Origin of the sequence: Leisingera daeponensis DSM 23529, from assembly GCF_000473145.1 — a bacterium.
GTDB lineage: Bacteria > Pseudomonadota > Alphaproteobacteria > Rhodobacterales > Rhodobacteraceae > Leisingera > Leisingera daeponensis.
Map to the genome: position 1 here is coordinate 2,619,133 of NZ_KI421500.1, position 20,940 is coordinate 2,640,072.

General features: G+C 59.7%; 13 protein-coding genes and 3 pseudogenes. 3 read left to right on the forward strand and 13 right to left on the reverse strand.

The window, feature by feature from the left end; genetic code table 11:
* Window position 1: 1 nt before the first annotated feature.
* The 12 genes and pseudogenes from DAEP_RS0113355 to DAEP_RS0113405 all read right to left on the reverse strand — a co-directional run bounded on the left by DAEP_RS0113355 (window position 2) and on the right by DAEP_RS0113405 (window position 16,614).
* Window positions 2-1,690, reverse strand: a complete 1,689-nt coding sequence (locus tag DAEP_RS0113355) for an NAD(P)H-dependent oxidoreductase subunit E (protein WP_027244980.1) — start codon at window positions 1,688-1,690, stop codon at window positions 2-4.
* 95 nt (window positions 1,691-1,785) lie between these two features.
* Entirely contained in the window at window positions 1,786-2,694 is a 909-nt protein-coding gene (locus DAEP_RS0113360; protein WP_027244981.1) for a LysR family transcriptional regulator, read from the reverse strand.
* A gap of 51 nt (window positions 2,695-2,745) precedes the next feature.
* Window positions 2,746-3,270 carry a winged helix DNA-binding protein gene (locus DAEP_RS22715; RefSeq protein WP_245595089.1) on the reverse strand — a complete coding sequence of 175 codons (525 nt, stop codon included), beginning with the start codon at window positions 3,268-3,270 and terminating at the stop codon, window positions 2,746-2,748.
* A gap of 287 nt (window positions 3,271-3,557) precedes the next feature.
* Window positions 3,558-5,219, reverse strand: coding sequence for an FAD/NAD(P)-binding protein (locus tag DAEP_RS0113370; protein WP_027244982.1), 1,662 nt, complete (start codon window positions 5,217-5,219; stop codon window positions 3,558-3,560).
* Between the two features lie 182 nt (window positions 5,220-5,401).
* Window positions 5,402-6,151: an amino acid ABC transporter ATP-binding protein gene (locus DAEP_RS0113375; protein WP_027244983.1), complete on the reverse strand. Its 750-nt coding sequence runs from the start codon at window positions 6,149-6,151 to the stop codon at window positions 5,402-5,404.
* Window positions 6,148-6,822, reverse strand: a complete 675-nt coding sequence (locus DAEP_RS0113380) for an amino acid ABC transporter permease (RefSeq protein ID WP_008555463.1) — start codon at window positions 6,820-6,822, stop codon at window positions 6,148-6,150. Before DAEP_RS0113380 ends, DAEP_RS0113375 begins: the two co-directional genes overlap by 4 nt.
* Before the next feature lie 8 nt (window positions 6,823-6,830).
* Complete coding sequence (locus DAEP_RS0113385) at window positions 6,831-7,586, reverse strand: amino acid ABC transporter substrate-binding protein (protein ID WP_027244984.1); 756 nt, start codon at window positions 7,584-7,586, stop codon at window positions 6,831-6,833.
* Window positions 7,587-8,218: 632 nt separating this feature from the next.
* The gene (locus tag DAEP_RS0113390; RefSeq protein WP_027244985.1) at window positions 8,219-11,602 is read right to left on the reverse strand and encodes an error-prone DNA polymerase; all 3,384 of its coding nucleotides are present in this window, start codon (window positions 11,600-11,602) and stop codon (window positions 8,219-8,221) included.
* On the reverse strand, window positions 11,599-13,077 hold the full coding sequence (locus DAEP_RS0113395) for a Y-family DNA polymerase (RefSeq protein ID WP_027244986.1): 1,479 nt from the start codon (window positions 13,075-13,077) through the stop codon (window positions 11,599-11,601). The genes DAEP_RS0113390 and DAEP_RS0113395 overlap by 4 nt, the downstream gene beginning before the upstream one ends.
* Window positions 12,992-13,582: an ImuA family protein gene (locus DAEP_RS23610; protein ID WP_084204428.1), complete on the reverse strand. Its 591-nt coding sequence runs from the start codon at window positions 13,580-13,582 to the stop codon at window positions 12,992-12,994. The genes DAEP_RS0113395 and DAEP_RS23610 overlap by 86 nt, the downstream gene beginning before the upstream one ends.
* Window positions 13,583-13,735: 153 nt before the next feature.
* Window positions 13,736-13,881: pseudogene (locus DAEP_RS24495) on the reverse strand (transposase); the annotation flags it as partial.
* A gap of 258 nt (window positions 13,882-14,139) precedes the next feature.
* On the reverse strand, window positions 14,140-16,614 hold the full coding sequence (locus DAEP_RS0113405; RefSeq protein WP_161787060.1) for an SdrD B-like domain-containing protein: 2,475 nt from the start codon (window positions 16,612-16,614) through the stop codon (window positions 14,140-14,142).
* A gap of 483 nt (window positions 16,615-17,097) precedes the next feature.
* Here DAEP_RS0113405 and DAEP_RS23615 point away from each other — a divergent pair.
* The 3 genes and pseudogenes from DAEP_RS23615 to DAEP_RS0113420 form a co-directional block, all read left to right on the forward strand.
* Window positions 17,098-17,220: pseudogene (locus DAEP_RS23615) on the forward strand (ATP-binding protein); the annotation flags it as partial.
* A gap of 405 nt (window positions 17,221-17,625) precedes the next feature.
* Window positions 17,626-19,704 carry a Hint domain-containing protein gene (locus tag DAEP_RS24375; protein ID WP_245595090.1) on the forward strand — a complete coding sequence of 693 codons (2,079 nt, stop codon included), beginning with the start codon at window positions 17,626-17,628 and terminating at the stop codon, window positions 19,702-19,704.
* Between the two features lie 13 nt (window positions 19,705-19,717).
* Window positions 19,718-19,945: pseudogene (locus DAEP_RS0113420) on the forward strand (DDE-type integrase/transposase/recombinase); the annotation flags it as partial.
* A gap of 63 nt (window positions 19,946-20,008) precedes the next feature.
* Here the strand turns inward: DAEP_RS0113420 and DAEP_RS0113425 are convergent.
* Window positions 20,009-20,932 carry an SMP-30/gluconolactonase/LRE family protein gene (locus DAEP_RS0113425; RefSeq protein ID WP_027244990.1) on the reverse strand — a complete coding sequence of 308 codons (924 nt, stop codon included), beginning with the start codon at window positions 20,930-20,932 and terminating at the stop codon, window positions 20,009-20,011.
* Window positions 20,933-20,940 lie beyond the last annotated feature (8 nt).

A 20,940-nucleotide genomic window follows, 5' to 3' on the forward strand; every position in this document is an offset into this window, starting at 1 on the left:
CTCAGACCTCATCCGGAAAATGTTTCATGGTCAGGCGGATCGGGTTCGGCGCAGCCTGGCCCAGACCGCAGATCGAGGCATCGACCATTGCGGTGCTCAGCTCTTCCAGCAGGCCCTGGTCCCACTTCTTCTCACTCATCAGCTTGACGGCTTTCTCGCAGCCCACCCGGCAGGGAGTGCACTGGCCGCAGCTTTCATCTTCGAAAAAGCGCAGCATGTTGAGCGCCGCATCGCGGGCCGAGTCCTGATCGGACAGCACCACCACGGCAGCAGACCCGATGAAGGTGCCATGCGGCTGCAAAGTGTCGAAGTCGAGCGGAATGTCGTTCATCGACGCAGGCAGCAGGCCAGAGGACGGGCCGCCCGGCTGGTAGGCCTTGAAGGCGTGGCCATCCAGCATACCGCCGCAGGCCTCGATGATATCGGTGATGGTGGAACCGGCGGGCAGCAGATGCACGCCCGGCTTCTTCACACGGCCCGAGACCGAATAGCTGCGCAACCCCTTGCGGCCGTTCTTCTCAACCGAGTTCAGGCACTCCGGGCCTTCGCGGTTGATCTTGCAGACCCAGTAGAGGGTTTCCACGTTGTGGACGAGGGTCGGCCGCCCGAAAATACCCACCTGCGCCACAAACGGCGGACGGTGGCGCGGCTCGCCGCGCTTGCCCTCGATCGACTCGATCATCGCGCTTTCTTCACCGCAGATATAGGCCCCAGCCCCGCGGCGCAGGTCAATGTAGCCTGCCTCGACGATGCCGGCCTCTTCCAGCGCCTTGATCTCGCGGCGCAGGATTTCCAGCACCGCCGGATATTCGTCGCGCATGTAGATAAAGGCTTTCTCGGCCTCGACCGCCCAGGCGGCGATCAACATGCCTTCGAGGAAGACATGCGGAGTGCGCTCCAGGTAGTAGCGGTCCTTGAAAGTGCCGGGCTCGCCCTCGTCGCCGTTCACGGCCAGGTAACGCGGACCTTCGTTGGCGCGCACAAACCCCCATTTGGTGCCGGAGGGGAAGCCGGCGCCGCCCAGACCGCGCAGGCCCGCTTCTTTGACTTTCGCCTGAACCGCCTCCCAGTCGCCGTTTGCCCGCAGGTCTTTCAGCGCGGCATAGCCGCCTTCGGCCTCATAGTCGGCGAAGGTTTCATAGGCAGGGATATGCGCGTGGGTGTCACCTGCCGCAATCGCGGCTTCGACCTTCTCCACCGTGGCGTGGTCGATGTGGTTGTGGCCGATTTCCAGCACTGGCGCGGTATCGCAGCGGCCCATGCAGGGTGCGCGCAGCACGCGGACCTGGCTCGCGTCCAGACCGTCTTCCAGCGCCTTCTGCAGCTGCTGTGCCCCCGCCAGTTCGCAGGACAGCGAGTCACACACCCGGATGGTCAGCGCCGGCGGCGGGGCCTCACCTTCCTTCACCACATCGAAATGGGCATAGAAACTCGCCACCTCATAGATCTCTGCCTGACCGGTGCGCATCTCCTCAGCCAGCGCCCGGATGTGCGCGGCGCTCAGGTGGCCGTATTTGTCCTGGATCAGGTGCAGGAACTCGATCAGCAGGTCACGGTTGCGCGGGCGGTCCCCCAGCAGGTCCTGAACCTCGCTCAGCGCGATGTCGTCGACCTGGCGGCCTTTGGGCGTCTTGCGCCCCTTGCCGCGGCCGGACTTCCATACGCCCTTGCTATCATCCAATGGTGCCATGGGGTCCTCCAGTCAGCACGTATTTCATTCCGAAATGCCATCAAGAATGAATATCGTCAAATCTAGAAAACCGATTGCACGATAAGATAAGATTATCACGCCATTTGCGGCATCCCATCGTCCACAAACGTCGCAACCACCTCTTTCAGCGCCCGGACCGTGGTCAATTCCGGGGTCCGGTCCAGCGTTGCAATGCAGATCGGCCGCGATTGTTCCGGCCCGGTCAGACCAAGAACCCGGGTTCCACCCAGCTCTCCCAAGGCCTGCATCAGCGCCCGCGGCAGAATCGTTGCCGCCGAACCTTCGCGCGCCAGCACCATAGACGCCATAAAGCCGTTGGACTCGGACACGATTTCCGGCCTCAGTTCCAGATCGGCAAAGATCCGGTCCAGAATACGGCGGTTCTGCATCTGCTGGTCCAGAAGGCTCAGCGGCAAATCAGCGGCCTCGGCCCAGCTTATCGTGTCACCGCGCCCCGCCACCATCTCTTCGGGCGCCAGCAGCACATAGCTTTCGTCATACAGCGGCTGCACTGTCACCAGGTCCTGACCGAGGCTCTCGGCGTAGGTAATACCTGCATCAATTGTACCATCATAAAGGCGCTGCTGGATAGCCAACGAGGTGGTGACCTCCACCCGGGCCAGAATCCGCGGATAGGCCTGATGCACCTGGTCCACCAGCTGCGCCGCCCAGGCGGTGGCAGTGGGCACCACCCCCAGCACCAGCGTGCCGGTCACTTCGCCGCGCGACGCGGCGATCTCCTGTTCCAGCGCCTTTGCATCATCCAGGATCGAGCGCCCCCGGCGCACGATCATCAAGCCCTCTTCGGTCAGCCCCTGAAAGCGGTTGGCACGGCGCACGATGGACAGGCCCAGCCGCTCCTCCAGATTGCGGATCCGCATGGAGAAGGCCGGCTGCGACATGCCGCAGTCGGCGGCGGCCTTGGCAAAATGCTGGTGCCGCGCCAATGCGGTGAGCAACTGAAGGTCTTTGAGTTCGATCATGGCAGCACCTTACGCCGCCGCTGCAAGCCGCTGCAATGGGCCAGCCGCCTGTCAGTCCTTGCTTTGCGCGTCTGCCTGATGCGCTGCTGCGCCGTACAGCTCAACAAGTTCTTCCAGCACATCGGCAGCCCCCCGCAACCGCCCGGCCAATTCAGAATGCCCTTCAATCGCCTGCGTCAGCAGGCGTTCACGAAGAGCGTTCAGCTTACCGGCCAGCTGGCAGCCGTCGTCAGTCAGGCTGTAGGTCACTCCAGAACGGCCAGCCCCCTGTTTGCGGGTCAGTCCTGCCGACGCCAGCTTGCGCAAGGAATACTGGATATTCGGGATATCCACACGGTTGGTTGCACGCGCCAGCTCCTTGATGGATTTTGGCCGCCTGCCGCTGCCGATCAGCAGCAGCAGGGTAATCTCGGCACCAGCCAAAGGCACGCCGCTGACCTGCTCCAGGCACCCGGCCTGCCATCGGATCAGGCCCTCGCCCGCCCGCTGCACCGCCATCTCCAGCCGATGCAGCCCGTCAGCAGCCGGTTCCGCAGTCAGGTATGATAACGGGGATGGGTCGACGTTGTTATTCAAGGAACAGCTCCAAAAAAATGCGGCCCAAACGGGCATGAAAACTGCAGATCAGAATACGGGAGGCACCAGCGAGCCTTGCCCGGCACGGGAATGCGCGCCAGGACCACAGCACTCAGAGGAACTGCCCCCCTTATTGAAAATCCATCTCAAATTGCCCGGGACTTATCCAACCAATTCCTCCGGACTTCAATACCCGGCAGTGCAATCCGTTGCCCTGACGGCAGCACGGCACCCGCCGGCAGTCCTGCTCAACACCGCGGCGCAGTCGTGTGAATCCGGGCCGGATATCAGGACGCGGAAGCCCCCAGATCCGGAAGCGCCGAAACCACGCTCTGCGCCCATTGGTCGGGGATGCTGCCAAAACAATCATGAATCGAATCCGTGGCGATGGCGCTGCCATTCGCCAAACGGCCCACCAGCGCTAGCCCGGCCACCCGCACCCCGTCTGCCGCGATCAGTGCTGCATCGGGGGCACAGCGCGCGCCCAAACCGTCACCCAGGGGTTTCAGCGGCAGGTCCCGCCGCAGCCCGGCCACCAGCGGTTCCGTGACGGGGGCCAGCGCAGGCTGGGGCAGCACAGCGTCGACCATGACGCTGGCGGTGACCGTATGCCCGCCGCTGTGCAGCTTCCAGCCCTGCGGGGTAAGCGTAATATCGGGATCATCCGCGGCACGCGCGTCCACCAGCCCGGTTTCGATCAGGATCTGCAGCTGACGGGCGGTGTCCACCGGCGCACCATAGGAGTACCGCTTGAGCCCGTCGTCGAAACTCACAAATTCCTGCGCGGTGGCGGCAGGCACGGAAGCGCTGTCGAACACGCGGCGCAGCAGCGGCTGCCATTTCCGCCAAAGCTGGCCGATCGTATAACCGATGGCGGGCGGCTCCCGCCCCTCGGCCTGGGAGATACCCGCGCGCAGGGCGTCCAGCGTTCCCCGCTGCTCCTGGCTGCCGGGGTGTTCGCTTTCCAGCTCCAGCCACTCGCGCACCTCGTCAGACTGAACCGCGCCTCCGCCTGCGCGGATGATGCGCAGTGCCGCGCTTTCAAGCACGCCGCGCACCGGCTCCAGTCCGGACCCGGGCTGCGCAAACAAGCCGGCACGCAAGGCCTCCTCGAAGGCCGCGTTTTCTTCCTGCAAGGGATCAAAGCGCGCATCCAGCTTTGCGTTCAGGGGTTTCGGCGCGGGTGCGTGACCATCCAGCGAGAACGGCACGATCCTGGCCGGTTCCCGTCCTGACGCGATGTAACTGCTGCCTGCGAACCTGCCCCCCAGTCCCAAGGTCAGCATGCGGACCACATCAAGCGCCGAAAGCGCCATGCCGCGTATGCCGACCACCCGCCCCGTCCAGGCTTCAGCCGCATCTATCAGCTCTTTTCCCGGGTAGGCAGGCTTCAAGGGCAATGAATGGCGGTCCGCGTGATCCTGCCAGCGGCAAAGCTGTTCATCGCTGGCAGTTTCAGGCTGGCCAAGCGACAGCAGCACATGACCGAACGGGCCATGAACCACGCCTTGCGCATACAGCTGCCAGCCCTCCCCGATGCGCCAGGCCTCAGTCACCCGCACTGTGCGCCGGGTCACCGTTATATGGCTTGGCAACCGCGCAAGAAGCGTGTCGAACCGGGCGTTCAGATAGGCGCCAAGCCTGGCCCGCGGCAGATACGCCTCGCCATCGCCGCCGGTCAGGCCCATCCAGTCGGCAAAACTGCCTTCCCCCTCGCGCGCGAATGGCGGCGGCGGCAGATCTATACTGCGCAACGGCAGGTTCAGCAGGCAGGTTTCACTTTCGCCGGGACTGAAGCTTGAACCCGACGCAGGCCAGCCCGACGGCTCGAAGACATCCACCGCCAGGGCTGCGCCTGCCCCGGAAGCATGGCGCACCAGCGCCTCCAGCGCTGCCAGGCCGCGCGGCCCGAGCCCAACGATCGCAACCCGGTGCCGGTCCCGCCCCATTCATGCACTCCCTCACCCAGCATGGTTTCGCCACCTTGGTCTGCGGCGGCTCCGCAGTGCAAGCCATTATCGCGCCGGGGTGCAGGGCGCGCCTTCCCTGCAGAGGCCTTTGGGTCAGGGCCTGCAGGGTAGGCTGCCGGATAGTGGATGAAGGCCTTTCAGCCACCTCTGCCCTGCGGCCTTTACCCGGTCCCTTCCTCGCGGCCGACCCGCTTCAGGAACCGCCTCAGCCGGTCGTCCCGGGGCGCATCAAAGATCTGACTTGGCGGGCCGGATTCAACGATCTTGCCGCCGTCCATGAAAACAATGCGGTCCGCAATTTCGCGCGCGAACTGCATCTCGTGGGTGACGATGATCATGGTCTGGCTTTTCTCGGCGACCCGCCGCATCAGGTCCAGCACTTCCCCCACCCATTCCGGATCCAGCGCCGAGGTCGGCTCGTCAAACAGCAATACTTCGGCGCCCAGGGCCATCGCTCGGCCAATGCCCACGCGCTGCTGCTGGCCGCCGGACAATGCAGCCGGGTAGCTGTCCGCCTTCTCGGCCAGCCCGGTTTCACGCAGCACTGACAGCGCGCGCTCCTCGGCCTCTGCGCGGGGGCGCTTCTGTACGGTGACAAGCGCCTCCATTATGTTCTCTTTCGCCGTCTTGTTGGCAAAGAGCGCGTAGTTCTGAAACACAAACCCGGTGCGGCGGCGCAAGGCCAGGATATCGGACTTGGACGCCCGCGCGGCATCAACGGTCAGATCGCCGACGGTTATTTGCCCCGCATCCGGCACGTCGAGGAAATTCAGGCTCCGCAGCAGCGTCGACTTCCCGGTGCCGGACGGGCCGATCACGACGACCTTTTCACCGTCCTTGATATCGAGGTCGATGCCGCGCAGCACTGGTGCGCCGCGAAACGACTTGGTCAGTCCCCGGATTGAAATCATCGCGCAAAAGCCTTGTTCAGACGGGTTTCCAGCCGGCCCTGCACCTGGCTCAGCGCCTCAACCATGATCCAGTAGATGACGGCAACCACCAGGAACGCCTCGAAATAGAGGAAGCTGCCAGCCGCCTCCTTCTGGGCGGCGCCCATCATTTCAGTAACGCCCAGTGTGAAGGCGAGCGAGGTGCCCTTGATCATATCAATGAAGTAGTTCACCAGCGTCGGCGCCGCGATCCGCGCCGCCTGCGGAAGAATGATGCGGCGCATCATCTGCGCCTGCGTCATGCCGATGGATTGCGCCGCCTCCCACTGGCTGCGGTCGACCCCTGCAATAGCAGCCCGGATGCTTTCGGCCATGTAAGCGGCGAAATGAAGCGTAAGCCCCATGATCGCGGCCGTGACGCCATTGATATTGGCAAGCGCAGGCAGCAGCTGCGGCAAGCCGAAATAGAACAAAAACAGCTGCACCAGCAGCGGGGTGCCGCGGAAGAAGCTGATGAACAGAACAACCAGCCTGTCCAGAACCGGAACCTTGATGACCCGTTCGACCGCCAGCAGCGAGGCAAGAGCCAGCGCAAGCACCATGGATGCGCCGGCCATTGCCAGGGTGATCGGAACATAGGAAAGGATGACGGGCACAAGCCCAAGCATGTAATCGAAGTCGAGCGCCCGCATCGTCTGTCCTATTGCGCAACTGTAATGTCAGAACCGAACCACTTCATGGAGATTTCGGTCAAGGTGCCATCCGCCCGCAGCGTGTCCAGTGCCGCATCGATCCGGTCACGCAGCGCGCGCCCCTCTTCGGTATCGGCAAACGGCAGCGCATTGCGGATCTCGGAGAACGGCGCCCCGGCCAGTTCCAGCGGCAGCGGACTTTCCTTGATCAGCTGGACCGACGACACGCGGTCCATCACAAAGGCATCGACCCGTCCAAGCGCGGTGTCCTGGGCGATATTGCTCTCGTAAGTGCGGATGTCGATGTCTTCCGCATAAGGCAGCTCATGCAGAAGCTGCTCGAAGTTCGAGCCGAGGTTGACCGCAACCGACCGGCCACGCAGGTCTTCGACCGACCCGACCTCTTCATTGCCTTTACGCACGACGACCTGCGCCCCATCAATCACGTAGGGCTGGCTGAAGGCGAATTTTGCCTCGCGCTCCGGCGTGATCGTGATCTGGTTTGCAATGGTATCGATCCGTCCGGATTCCAGAGCCCCGACCAGCCCGGAAAAGGTCATGGTCTCATAAGCGATGTCCAGACCGGCCACTTTGCCCACTGCGTCCATCACATCGACTTCGAAACCTTGCAGCTGGTCCTGTTTGACAAAGGTAAACGGGAAGTAGCCTCCCGACATGCCAACCCGCAGCTGTTCAGTCTCGGCGATGGCGGCGGTGCCCAGCACGGCGGCGGTAAGCGCGCCGAAAGTAAGGGATTTTAGCATAGGTCTGTTCCTGTCTGAATGGTCCGCCATAAAGTGAGGGTCGAGCAGGATGTTTCAACCGTTTGGTCAAATGAAAAACAGCTCTTTGGCCTCACGGCCTTAAGGGAAACATGCATCTTGGACCAGACGCAAAGCGCGCAACGCATGTCTTTTCAAACCCGCGGCCAGCAGAATATTCTCCCTGCGATCGCGATTTTCTGAGCAGCCTGAAGCAGCCGCATTTCAGGGACCCGCGGGATCAGAACAGGTCAAACGCGCCTTGGACAATGCGGTGGGGGCCCTGCCCTATGCCACGTGAAACGGACTTCGAGAGAGCCGTTTCCAGGCAGCGCCGGCAGCCCGCACCCCATTAGGAACCGCCCATGGCCGGTGATCTGGAAGGGTCCTGATGCACAAATCATTTGAGGATCGAACTCCCGCTTTCTCCCGACTGATTTACACTATGCGGAATGCAGGAGGTCCGGTTGGGGCTGGATCCGGGCATTTGCCGCACGCGTCTTGAACGCCTGTTCATGGGGCGGCAAATGCCGAGCTTTCAGCTCGTGACCGGGCTCTATCCGGATACCGACTGCAGCGGAATACAAGAGAAAGCCCCACAGTGCCGAATGCGGCGCCCTGCTTGAAGGTCTGGTTCAATGAAAATCGCGGCTTGGAAACAATTGTTTTGCCTGATCGCGTGGGTGCATCGCACGTGAGGGATAACGGGCTTGTTTGGGGGTGTCATCTGCGCGGGCCCCCTCGGTGGTGAGGCCTTCGGGCTGCGGGTGCCCCAATTCGGAAAGCTTGTATGATACATCCTCAACATCCTGCGCGATCAGGTGTACAACGATGCCTTCGCGTTGCAGATAACCTGTTACGCGCAACAGGCGGCCGCCCATAACAACACGCCGAAAGCGTTCGTAGATTTTCTTCCAAACAACAACATTGCTGACACCTGTTTCGTCTTCAAGCGTCAGGAAAATCACACCCGAGGCTGTTCCCGGACGCTGCCGGGTGATCACAAGACCGCAAACGCTGTAGCGGCCTAAGGGGATATCCTGCAATGACGCATGGGTCACAAGACCCGGAAGTGCTGGCCTCAAGAGCTCCATAGGATGCGCGCGCAAGGTCAGCCGGGTAGAAACGTAATCTTCCACCACCTCTTCGCCCAGATTCATATCGGGCAAATGAACAGCGGGTTCCTTGATGATTTCCCCGTCAATCGGGTCATTGAACAGGGGTAAAGGCTCCGGGCTTTGAATGGCTTTGACATGCCAAAGCGCATCGCGCCGCGTCAGGCCCGTGTCTGCAAAGGCGTCGGCTTCGGCCAGCCTGGTCAGAACAGCGGGCCGGATACCCGCCCTTAGCCAGAGCGCTTGCGGATCGGGGTAGCCGTTGCCACGAGCGGCGACGATCCAGTTCGCATCCTCTTCTTTAAAACCCTTGATCTGCCGAAATCCCAGTCGAAGAGCAAGCGCACCGTCGGGCCGGCGTTCCAGCGTGTTGTCCCACGTGGATTTGTTCACGCAGACCGGGCGGGTCTCCACCCCGTGTTCGCGGACATCACGGACAATCTGCGCCGGGGCGTAGAAACCCATTGGCTGGGAATTCAGCAACGCGCAGCCAAAGATCGCCGGGTGGTGGCATTTAAGCCAGGCCGATACGTAGGCCAGCATGGCAAAGGCGGCGGCGTGGCTTTCGGGGAAGCCGTAATCGGCAAAGCCCTCAATCTGGCCGAAACAGCGTTCGGCCACGTCCGGGCTATAGCCGTTCTTCAGCATACCGGCGATGAACTTGTCACGATACTTTCCGATGGTCCCCATCCGGCGGAACGATGCAAGGGACCGGCGCAGGTGGTCGGCCTCTTCGGCGGAAAATCCGGCGCCGACCACTGCGATCTGCATGGCCTGTTCCTGAAACAGCGGCACGCCAAGTGTGCGCCTTGTGACCTCTTGCAGTGCGGGGCCGAAGGGTTCAATGTTTTCCTGACCGTTCCGCCGCCGGATATAGGGCTGCACCATGTCGCCCTGGATGGGACCCGGGCGCACGATGGCGACCTCGATCACCAGATCGTAAAACTCACGGGGGCGCATCCGGGGCAGAAAGTTCATCTGCGCCCGGCTTTCCACCTGAAACACGCCAATCGCATCGGCTCGGCACAGCATGTCATAGGTGGCCTTATCCCCTTGGGGGACTGAGGCAATGCTATGCGTGATATTTTCGTGGCTCTGCATCAGGGCAAATGCCTTGCGGATGCAGCTGAGCATACCCAGCCCCAGCACATCCACTTTGAGGATACCCAAAGCGTCAATGTCGTCCTTGTCCCAGCAGATTACAGTACGGTCTTCCATCGAGGCGTTTTCAATCGGGGCCAATTCATCCAGCCGTCCGCGGGTGATGACAAAGCCGCCCACATGCTGAGACAGATGGCGCGGGAAACCGATGATCTCGCCAATCAGCCGGATAGTCTGCATCAGGCGGCGGTCCTTCGGATCAAGCCCCAACTCCCTGACACGGTCTAGATCGACGCCGCCATTCGTCATCCCCCAGATCTGGCTGGACAACCCAGCGGTGACATCCTGAGACAACCCCATGACTTTACCAACTTCACGGATGGCAGCGCGGGTGCGGAAATGGATCACCGTGGCACAGAGCCCTGCACGGTGACGGCCATATTTGCGGTAGATCCACTGGATCACCTCTTCGCGCCGCTCATGTTCGAAATCCACGTCAATATCCGGTGGCTCGCCGCGATGCTTGGATACAAAACGTTCAAACACCATGGCAATCATATCGGGGCTGACATCGGTGATCCCGAGCAGGTAGCAAAGAATGGAGTTGGCTGCCGACCCGCGCCCCTGACACAGAATGCCTTGGGATTTGGCAAATTGCACGATGTCATGCACGGTCAGGAAATAAGCCGGGAAATTCAGTTCGCGCACCACGTCCAGCTCTTTTGCCATCAGTTGAAGCGCCCTGTCCGGCGCCCCATCGGGATAACGGTGTTTCAGCCCCTCATGCGCCAGACGCTCCAAACGCATCTGCGGGGTTTCGTCAGCTGTGTCTTCGTGGGGGTATTCATAGGACAGCTCGCCTAGGTCAAAACTGCATTTGTCTGCGATCTCCAATGTCCGCCGCAATGCAGCCGGGTGGTTGCGAAAGAGGCGAGCCATATCCGCGCCCGGCTTCAGGCGGCGTTCACTGTTAGGCAGGGCGCGAGTGCCGATCTGATCAATGGTGATATGTTCGCGCATACAGGTCAGCACATCCGCCAATTGCCGACGGCTGGCGCGGTGCATCAGCACATCCCCCACCGCAACCATCGGCGCAGAAGTCCTATGCGCAATCTCTGCGCAGGCGGATAAATAAGCCTGATCGCTTCCGTCATAACGTGGCGCGGCGCCCAGAAAGACATGCCCGGGGAAATGCCGCCTGAGTGCTTGAATGTCCGGGACAGATTCATCCAAACGCCCCCGCGGCAAGGCGATCAAAGTCATGCCTTTGCAAGCCGGGAGCATATCCTTGGCATAAAGAATACATTGCCCTTTGTCTGCCCGCCGTTTGCCGAGGGTCAGAAGACGCGTCAACCGCTTGTAAGCAGCCCGGTCACGCGGCAGGGTGATCCAGTCCACGGAACTGTCCTGCACCACCAGCCGGCAGCCTACGATCAGCTTGGGAAGCATCACAGAATCTGGTTTGGCGATGCGGTGGTTATGCCCGATTTCCTGCCGGGAGGAGGAATCCAACCGGTATTGCGACCGGATTTGCACCCCGTCTTGCGCTTCGCGTTTCAGCTGCTTCAGCGCGGACCAGGCGCGCACTACCCCTGCAAGCGAATTGTAATCCGTAATTGCAATGGCCGACAGCCCCAGTTCTGCCGCGCGCACCACCAATTCCTCGGGATGGGAGGCCCCGGTCAGAAAAGTGAAATTCGTGGTGACACAAAGCTCCGCATAATCCTGCCCCTGCATGCGGGTTGTCAGCATATCACGGCGGAACGCTTCAACCGGACGATGGGTGCGGTTGACTTCGATCATGTGAATTCACCTTGCACAAACCAGCCGGGATTTTGCGGTGTATAAAACAGCCAGAGCCGCCGTCCCTGAATGGTTTCCACCCGCCAGTAATCACGCAGGCCTGAACGCCAGTTGTCATCCTCCAGCCACCACTCCGGGGCAATGCGTTCCGGTCCGGTGGCGCGCCCCGTCGCCAAAGACATCCGCCGCCAGCGAAACCGCTTGGGCGGGCGTGCCCCGCTGGCCGCAATGGGTTCGGGCGGGAATAAAATCAAAGGTCGCGATTTCAGGCTTCTCCATCCTCTTGCCGGTTCCGAATAAGCGGCGGGAGCAATGATAAAGCTGCGCTCCGGGATGTGACTGTCAGCGGGCAGGAAACGTTGAATGTTTTCCAATCCGATGCGTGTTCCTAGACGGGAAATCAGGTCATCCAGCTTGTCCTTTCCACCATCCGAAACATGGCTGCTCTGCTGCACTGGCAGACTTTCAACCTGCGTGGCTTCCAGCCGCAGCATGTCGATACCAAAACCTGCATCGATCTCGTTCAAACCGCGTTCGAACAGGGGTAAAATGCGTTGCGGATCGCGTAACGGACGCGCCAGCCGCAACTCGACCTGCTGGTGCCCCTGATCTACTCTACGCAGGGTGAGGTGCAATTCCCGCGCGCCCTTTTCATGGCTTTTCAACTTATCACAAAGCGGCAGAAGAAGCCGTTCCGCCCCGGTCATGACATCCGACAGCAAGCCAATGGGCTCTGGCAAGGTCATGCGAACCGCATAATGCGGTGGGGGTGCCTGCGGGGAAATCGCCTCTGGCTCTGTGCCCAAGGCCTGATCCAGACGCCGCAAAAGCGCAGGCCCAAAGCGCCGGTTGAGCGGGGCGCGCGCGGCGTCGACCAGATCGCCGATGCTGCGCACTCCCAGACGCTGCAAGGTAACAGATATCTGTTCGTCGATTCTCAGGGCTGCAATTGGCAAGTGTTTCAGACTTGGCAGCGTCTCTCCGGTGGGGGCAATCCCTTCACCATAATGTGCCAAGGCCCAAGCGGCACCGCGGGTATCCGCCAGCCCGGCCTGCACCGATAGCCCGGCACGCATCAGCCGCATACGCATATCCGCCAGCATGGCCTCTTCGCCGCCAAAAAGATGCGCGGCCCCAGTGATATCCAGCACCAGCCCGTCCGTGCCCTCCGCTCCCACCCAGGGGCAATAGCGCGCAGCCCATCGGCACAAGAGGCGCAGAAACAGCTGGTCCTGTTCCGGCTCTGCCGCACCGCTTTGCAAATCCGGGCAAAATGCGCGGGCATCCGCATAAGCCATACCGGGATGCAGACCCTGTTCTGATGCGGCGGTATTCAGGCAGTAAATCCGGTTCGCGTTTTGCTGTTTCAGGGTCAGCGCAAACGGCCCATCAACCGGGCAACGGCGCAAAACCCGCTCGCTTGCCAGGCGGGGGAACCATAACGATACGACGCGCCGCCGGATCCCATCGAACATACCAAGCCCCACATGTTCCCGATTTGTTCTTTATAAGTTCCCACTTTTGCAGAGTCGAGTCATGCGAAGCCGCGCCAGGATCAAAAACGGGCGTGCAGCGCCAGCGGGTTTCAGCTGCATTGCTGCCCAGTCCCTCCGGGATAATCGCCAGCCCGGTGGATTTCCCCTCACGTGCGGCCAGCTGCAGCCGCCGCCCTTCGGTTAGCCCTACGGGCTTGTTCAGCGTCATAACAACAAGGGAGACCGCTGCTGAGCGCAGTGCCTCTTCAGCAACTGCGAGCGTTTCTGTCTGACCGCTTGTGTTGCAAACTGTCACGTCTGAGGGCTCTGTAAAACCGGCGAATCCAATTGGATTGATCTGACGGGTATCCCATTCTTCGCGCACCCATAGTGCGTATCCCCCGCGTTGTGCCATAAGCGCAAACGCGAAAACATAAACTCCCGCCCCGCAGACCTCATGGGTGCGGCCATTGACAGGCGGGAAGAGAAAACCGGCGTCCAGCATGTTCGGGATTTAGCACGCAACCGGAAAGCTGAAAATATTTACTTGACGTTTACAGAGGTCATTAGAACTGAGCTACTCCCCGATCGTTGGACAGGATCTGGCATAATTTAAGCTGCTTTCTGCTCCTGCTGATCGGGTTGGGTTTCTTCTTTTCTCAGCCAGAGCCCGCTTCCAGCTGCAATCATCGTCGGGGGTAGGCCAAACTGGCTTGCCAGCTCAGCGACCGTCCACTCGCCCTTCCAAGCCTCAAGCGCAACCTTGGCCTTGAATTCGGGCGAATGGTTCTTCCGTTTCGACATCTCTGATCTCCTCTTCGTCGAAGATCAGCAGAGAGCAATCTTAGCTTACGTCTGTGCCCAAATTTCAGGGGGTAACCCACTTGGGTTCTGGCACAGTTCGCGGGTCATAAAATCCTTCGCCTGAACGAACTCATGCCATGGTGCTACGCTGCTGCCGCAGCGTAGCACCATGGCACCGGAACAGTGCCAGAGCACCTTCACCGGGCGGTCACAGTTGGCCGACTTTTTGCTTCATTAACACTAATCTGAATTTCTGCGTTACATGAGCAGATCGAACTCCTGCTCTTCTTCTTCCTCCTCGAGGGGTTCGTGTTCATTCTCCATCGGCACAAAAAGGATCGACATCAGATCGCTGGAGTCCGCTCCCTCGTCATCAGAAGCGACATCACGCCAGAAAGGGGCCTCTCCCGGACGCACGACCAGCTCCTTGTCGACGCGGCTGATCTCATTGTCATCGGCATCCCTGCCAACCACCGACACCTGATAGATGTCGTCGTCGTCAGCATCCCAGCGCTGACCAAAGCTCGGGTCGAACCAGAATTTGTTGGAGAGCGCGCCGGTCTCATGGTCGATATCGAAGTAGCCCTGATCGGGCCCCTCGGCAAAGTAACAGATGTCGCAGTCATCGTCGGTGTTCTGGCCATCGTCATCGCCATCGCTGTAAAGCCGCTTGACCCCGGCATCGTTGTCTGGTGTGTCCTCGCCGGCCGTAACCGAAATTCCGTCGATCTGGCGAAAGCCGTCTCCAAGATCGACCGCGTCGCTGTCGATGCTGTCGTCATCGCCGTTGTCAGCCGGGACCAGAATGTTCGCATCGTTGGGATCATAGAACTGTACCCCATAGGTCCCGGGTTCAAGATCACCGAAGCTGTAGTTGCCATCCTCGCCGGTGGTGGTGGTACGGCCCAGCGAGTTGCCATCGGCGTCGAGCAGTGTCACCTCGATGCCTGCGATGCCGTTGTCATCCCCATCATCGTCGATAAAGTTGCGGTTCTCGTCGAGGAAGTACTTGCCAGAAAGCGATCCGGGCTCGTCATCTTTCTCACAGATGCCGATGTCGACATCCTCGGTCTCGCCGTGGCGGACCTCGACCGTCCCGGACACGCCGTTCTCATCCACGTCGCTGTCGATATCGTCGTTATCGCCCACATCCTGCAGCGAGAATTCGGTGCCGTCCGGAGCCACGCCGACGATCTGATAATCGCCGACAGGGATGTTGTCGAAACGGTAGTTGCCGTCTTCGTCGGTCTGGGTTGTGAGCGGATCGCCGTTCTTATCCAGAACAGGCGTGCCGTCGAGGTTCTGCAGGGCCACGGTAACGCCGGCCTTGGTCTCGTCCTCGTCCCCCGTCAGAATGACCTCGCGCAGTTCAACATTATCCAGGCCTGCCCCGTAAATCCTGTTGCCACCGGTGTCGCCTTCAAAACTGATCTCATGACGGCCTGAGCTCAGCTCGAGGTCGAGCGTGATGGACTTGTCTTCGTCCACCCGGATCGTCTCGACGAGCCGGCCATCAACCCTCACCTCGATTTCATCGTTTCTGTTACGGAACTGGAGCGTGTCGAAAGTCAGCCGGTAGGTGCCTTCGTTTTCGATCTCCACATCCTGGGAGACTTCGGTGTTATGCGTCAGCCTGACAATGGCATCGCCGCGCTCGTTGCCGTGACCGTAATCTCTATCGTCCAGCCGGACCTTGCCGGAGCGGTCCCAGTCATTGATCCGGCTAAAGGAATAACCGCCCCGAAGGCTGTTATCCTCAAAATCGCCGTTTTGGATGAGGTTCTCGCCCAAGGTCTCATAGGTGTCGCTGATCTGCAGACCATCGCATTCATCGTCGATGAAAACGGTGCCCTCTATGCTGCCGCTCTCGATCTTGAGACCGGCATCGTAGTCCCTGACATGCTCGCCTTCGCCAACGAACACGCGGCTGCCCGAGCCGTCGCCACGCACGTCCGCGCTGATGCTGTCCGGCGTGCCTTCCGGGCTTCTGCCGACAAAGACGTATCCGTCCTCGCCCTCAAAGGTGACATTGTAGGCACCCGCTTCGACGCCCTCGAAGGAATACTCGCCGTTCGCATCGGTCGTCGTGCGCGCAATGACCTGCTTGGTGTAGGCGTGACGCAGTTCCACGACATTGCCCGCGACACCCTGTTCAAGCTGCCCAGTATGCTCGTTAAGCTGGGTGGTGTCGCAGTCCTCATCAAAAAACAGGCGGCCCGAGATGCTGCCGAGGTCCGGGTCCGGATCGGGATGCGTGACCGGGTCGGGCGTGTCCGGCACTGTCAGGTTGTGGTAGCTGGACATGTCGCCGAACCACTTGTTGACATTGTAGGTCCGGACCACGCTCAGGTTCGTGCCTTCGCTCGGCAGGCCAAAGCTGCGGTCGAAAGCATAGTAAGACTGATCGGTGCCCTCCTGCTCGACCCGGACCATGCGGTACTCGTTGCCATGCGTGTCTTGGACGACGGTATAGTTTTCGCCGTAGATCTTGCCGCCATTCCCCAGGCTGTGGCCATTATCGCTGCGAATCGACGCGCCGCTCACATAAAGATCGTCGGCATGTTCATTCCAGCGCAAGTCTCCGCCAAGGTTGGCTTCGTCATCCCGCACCGAAATCGTGACCGCACCACTCGTTGGCACCGTGAACTGGGAACCGGCATCGCCGGAGCCCCAACCGAAAAGGTCTTGGGCGCGGAAAGCGGAGAACTGGTAGTCATGGTATTGTCTGGGCATCATCAACCTCGTGCTTCGTGTACTCTCCAATGAACACCCCGCAGCCTTCGGAGCGAGTTCGGATTCCCTGCTAAGCCCGCATCCGTCTGTGGAGAAGAAAATCCTGAGAATTTGATTAATTGAGAGTGCTATTGGCGGGTCCAAAGAAACAATCTGCGGAGCGACTTGGCAGTGTCGCAAAATCTCGGACCAAATATCAAATTCCGCTGCAGTATTGCCGCAAGATGATTCTGCCTCCGCTCGCGGCTGGTCTGGGCAGTGAACCGGCGTGGAAAATTTCCCGACTATCTGAGTGATCGGCTTCCAATGGAGATCCACTTTATGCGGTGGTCCACCATGCTTCCGAGATTATCCGGAAGCAGGCTTGGGATGCCGGATGTGCAAATGATTGCGCAGATCCGGCGGGCAAATTTTCATGATGGCAAATCGATACGGCAAATCTGCCGGGCCTTGCGGGTTTCCCTTAAGGCCGTTTGTAAGGATATCGTCACAATCAACCTCTCCTTCGGCGAATGGTCCAGCGGCTTCGCCGATGCCAAGATGACGACGGCCCTGCCCGACCGGCTCACCCACCACCGAGACATCATCGAAACAGGCAATGACAGCTAGCGCTTAAATACACGGGATTATTCCCGGGAAGCCCGCTGGCCAAAAATCGAATGCGCTATTTGAGGGCTAGGGCGCCTCAGGCCAGTTGCCCGGACGTCAGGCGGGTCCCTCTTGAATACCCAAGTGGGGTCCCGACTTCATGCCGATTTGAACCCACTACACGACATGGTTACCGCGGTCGAACTTCCCACCGCCGTTCCCAGTACATTTTTTTGCCATAATTTTATCGTCTGTCTACTTAGATTTTATTCAAAACCGCCGCGCCGATTAGGGATACCAAAAGTTTTGCGACCTAATATCTGCAAAAGGCGGCAAGGGCCCCACGCGTTTCGAGCAAACCCGCGGGAGGAGGGGCAAACGACAGGCCAACCTGTTGACAAGTGAAGAAAGGGCACACTGGTAATGCCGACAATCAGACCAACCGGGAACGGCACCAACGAGTTTATCGTAACGACCGACAGCGGCCGGACGTACATCATCGGCCGCGACGACCTTTGGGCCTATGACCTGAAGGACGGATCTAACGACGGCTATTTCGATGTCAACTCATTGGACGATGGGGTTTCTTCCAGTGGTGACATGATCGAATTTTATACAGGGTCAGGCCAGGCTTTCACGATCACGCCAACCGGCAACAGCGGGCTTGAATATATCATTGAGCTCGAAGATGGGACGACCGCCATCATAGACAGAACCGATGTGTCAGGTGACGACGTTCGCGGCTGGGATTATGCGGATGGTTTGGACAACGGGAAAATTGACCTTGAGGTCCTGATCGGAGACAGCGCGTCTGTTGACGACGACGTGCGGCTCACCACCGGCTCTGGGCAGGACTTCACGATCACTCCCTCCGGCAACGGCGAACTGGAGTATATTGTCGAGCTTGAGGATGGCACCGTCGCCATACTCGGACGCGACAGCCTGCGAGGTTGGGATATCGGAGACGGGAATGAGGACGGGGTGGTTGATCTGGAAGCATTGATCAACGACACCAGTTCAGTCGATGACGATATTGTCATGTACACCGGATCCGGTCAGGGCTTCACCGTCACGGCCTCGGGAAACAACGCGTTGGAATACATCGTCCAGTTTGACGACGGAACCACGGCGATTCTGGCCCGGGATACCCTGCGCGGCTACGACCTTGGCGATGGGGTTGAGGACGGGCGCGTCGACCTTGAAGCCTTGGTTAGTGACACGTCTTCGCTGGACGATGATGTTGTGTTGACCACGGGTTCGGGGCAAGGTTTCACCATCACGCCGTCAGGTAACAATGCTCTGGAGTACATTGTCACATTGGACGACGGCACCACGGCGCTGATTGCCCGTGACACTTTGCGGGGCTGGGATCTTGGTGACGGGACCGAGGACGGCACCGTCGATCTTGAGGCGCTGATCAACGATACCAGTTCATTAGATGACGATGTCAGGCTGTACACCGGGTCCGGTCAGGGGTTCACTCTGACGCCGACCGGAAACGAGGCTCTGGACTATATTCTTAAGCTGGAGGACGGAACCACTGCCCTTCTGTCCCGGGACACGCTGCGCGGCTGGGATCTCGGCGACGGGGCCGAGGATGGTGCTGTCGACCTTGAGGCACTGATCAACGACACCAGTTCATATGATGACGATCTCGTTCTGTATACCGGATCCGGCCAGGATTTCACTGTAATCCCTTCGGGGACGGAAGCTGGCGAATACCTGTTCATGCTCGAAGACGGCAGAACGATCATTACGAACAAGGATACCATCCGGTCGTATGATCTGGCCGACGGTGTCGAGGACGGCAAGCTCGACATCGAGGCAATGATCGATAGTAGCGGGCAGGACGGCGATATCGTCACAAACGCGAAGGTCGTTTGTTTCCTGCGCGGCACGATGATTCAGACCAAGGATGGCGAGCGTGCCATCGAAACGTTGCGCTCAGGCGACGAAGTTCTGACCATGGATAACGGCTATCAGGCGATCCAATGGATCGGTAACACCAGTTTGAGCCGCGAGGCGCTCCTGGCCAATCCCAATCTGCGGCCGATCCGGATCCGGGCTGGCGCCCTCGGCCCCGGAATTCCTGAAAGGGATTTGCTCACCTCGCCACAGCACCGGATATTTGTCCGATCCGCTATCGCTGAGAGGCTTTTCGGTGTTGGCGAGACCCTCGTCCCGGCCAACAAGCTTTTACTCGTACCTGGAATAGATATTGCAGGCGAGGTCGATGAGGTTGAATACTGGCACCTCCTGCTTGATGAACATGAGATTGTATTCGCGAACGGAGCAGCCTCAGAGAGTTTGCATACAGGGCCTGAAGCTTTGAAAGCTCTTCCAATAAATGCTGTGGATAAAATCCGTGCGCCGCAGCACGTAATCCGTGATATGGATCATCTGACGCGCACCGCACGATACGTGCCTTCGAAAGGCAGGATGATAAAAAAACTTGTCGGTCGGCATGTGAAAAACGGAAAAAGCTTTGTTCATCCGGTGTGAGGGATTTGCTAATTGCCCCCCCCTGAGAACGGCGGTGAGAAAGTCGACATCACCCCTCAATAACACGGTCCAGCAGGATTACTGTACAATCAAGAAGCGGATCCGACCGATGCTCGGCTTCAAGTCTTTCGCATCAGCCTCCGTTACACTCGACGGAATCGAGGGAGCGCACATGACCCGGAAAGGCCAGATTACGCCCGGCCTCTGCCCGTTTACACAATTCGCTGCCTTGGCCGCCTGACAGCAGAAGATCAAAGACCTTTTCTGATCAACCGCGAGTGTTGCGACAAGGCAAGTCAGCCTTTTACTTCAGACCGTTCACATTCAGATAGACTGCGTAGAGAGAGCTGGTCGCAGCGATGAAAAGGCGGTTCAGTTTGGCGCCGCCAAAGCAAAGGTTGCCCACGATTTCGGGAATGTGAATCTTGCCAATCAGCTTGCCTTCGGGGCTCAAGCAATGCACGCCATCAGCGGCAGAGCTCCAGATTCGGCCGTCCCGGTCCAGGCGGAAGCCATCAAAAAAACCATTGCTGCATTCGGCAAAAACCTCGCCACCTAAGACCCCTTTGCCGTCAGGTGTAAGCGCGAGTTTGCGGATGTGGGCCGGCCCGCCTTCTTGGTGGGTGCCTCCCGTATCGGAGACAAAGAGCGATTTTTCGTCGGCGGAAAATGCCAGTCCGTTTGGCTTGACAAAATCTGTGGCCACGGCGGTGACTTGCTCGGTTTCCGGATCCCAGCGGTAAACATGGCAAGCCCCGATTTCGCTCTCGGCGCGTTCGCCTTCGTAATCCATCATGATCCCGTAGGCGGGATCGGTGAACCAGATGGAGCCATCGGATTTCACCACGACATCATTTGGCGAGTTTAGTCGCTTGCCTGCCACCGCCTCGGCAATGACCGTGATCGAGCCGTCATGCTCCGTGCGCGTGACCCGCCGGGCAAGGTGTTCGCAGGAAACGAGCCTGCCCTGGCCATCCACCGTATTGCCGTTGCTATTGTTTGAGGGGCGGCGGAACTCGGACACCGATCCATCGGTCTCATCCCATCGCATGATCCGATTGTTCGGGATATCCGACCAGATCAGATAACGGCCGGCTGGGAACCATGCCGGCCCCTCTGACCATCGCGCACCGGTCCAGAGCCGCTCGACCCTGGCATGACCGATAAAACAGGCATTGAATTCAGGTTCGATAGCTTCAAAACCGGTGCCTTCCAAAACTCCAAACATAGAAAATT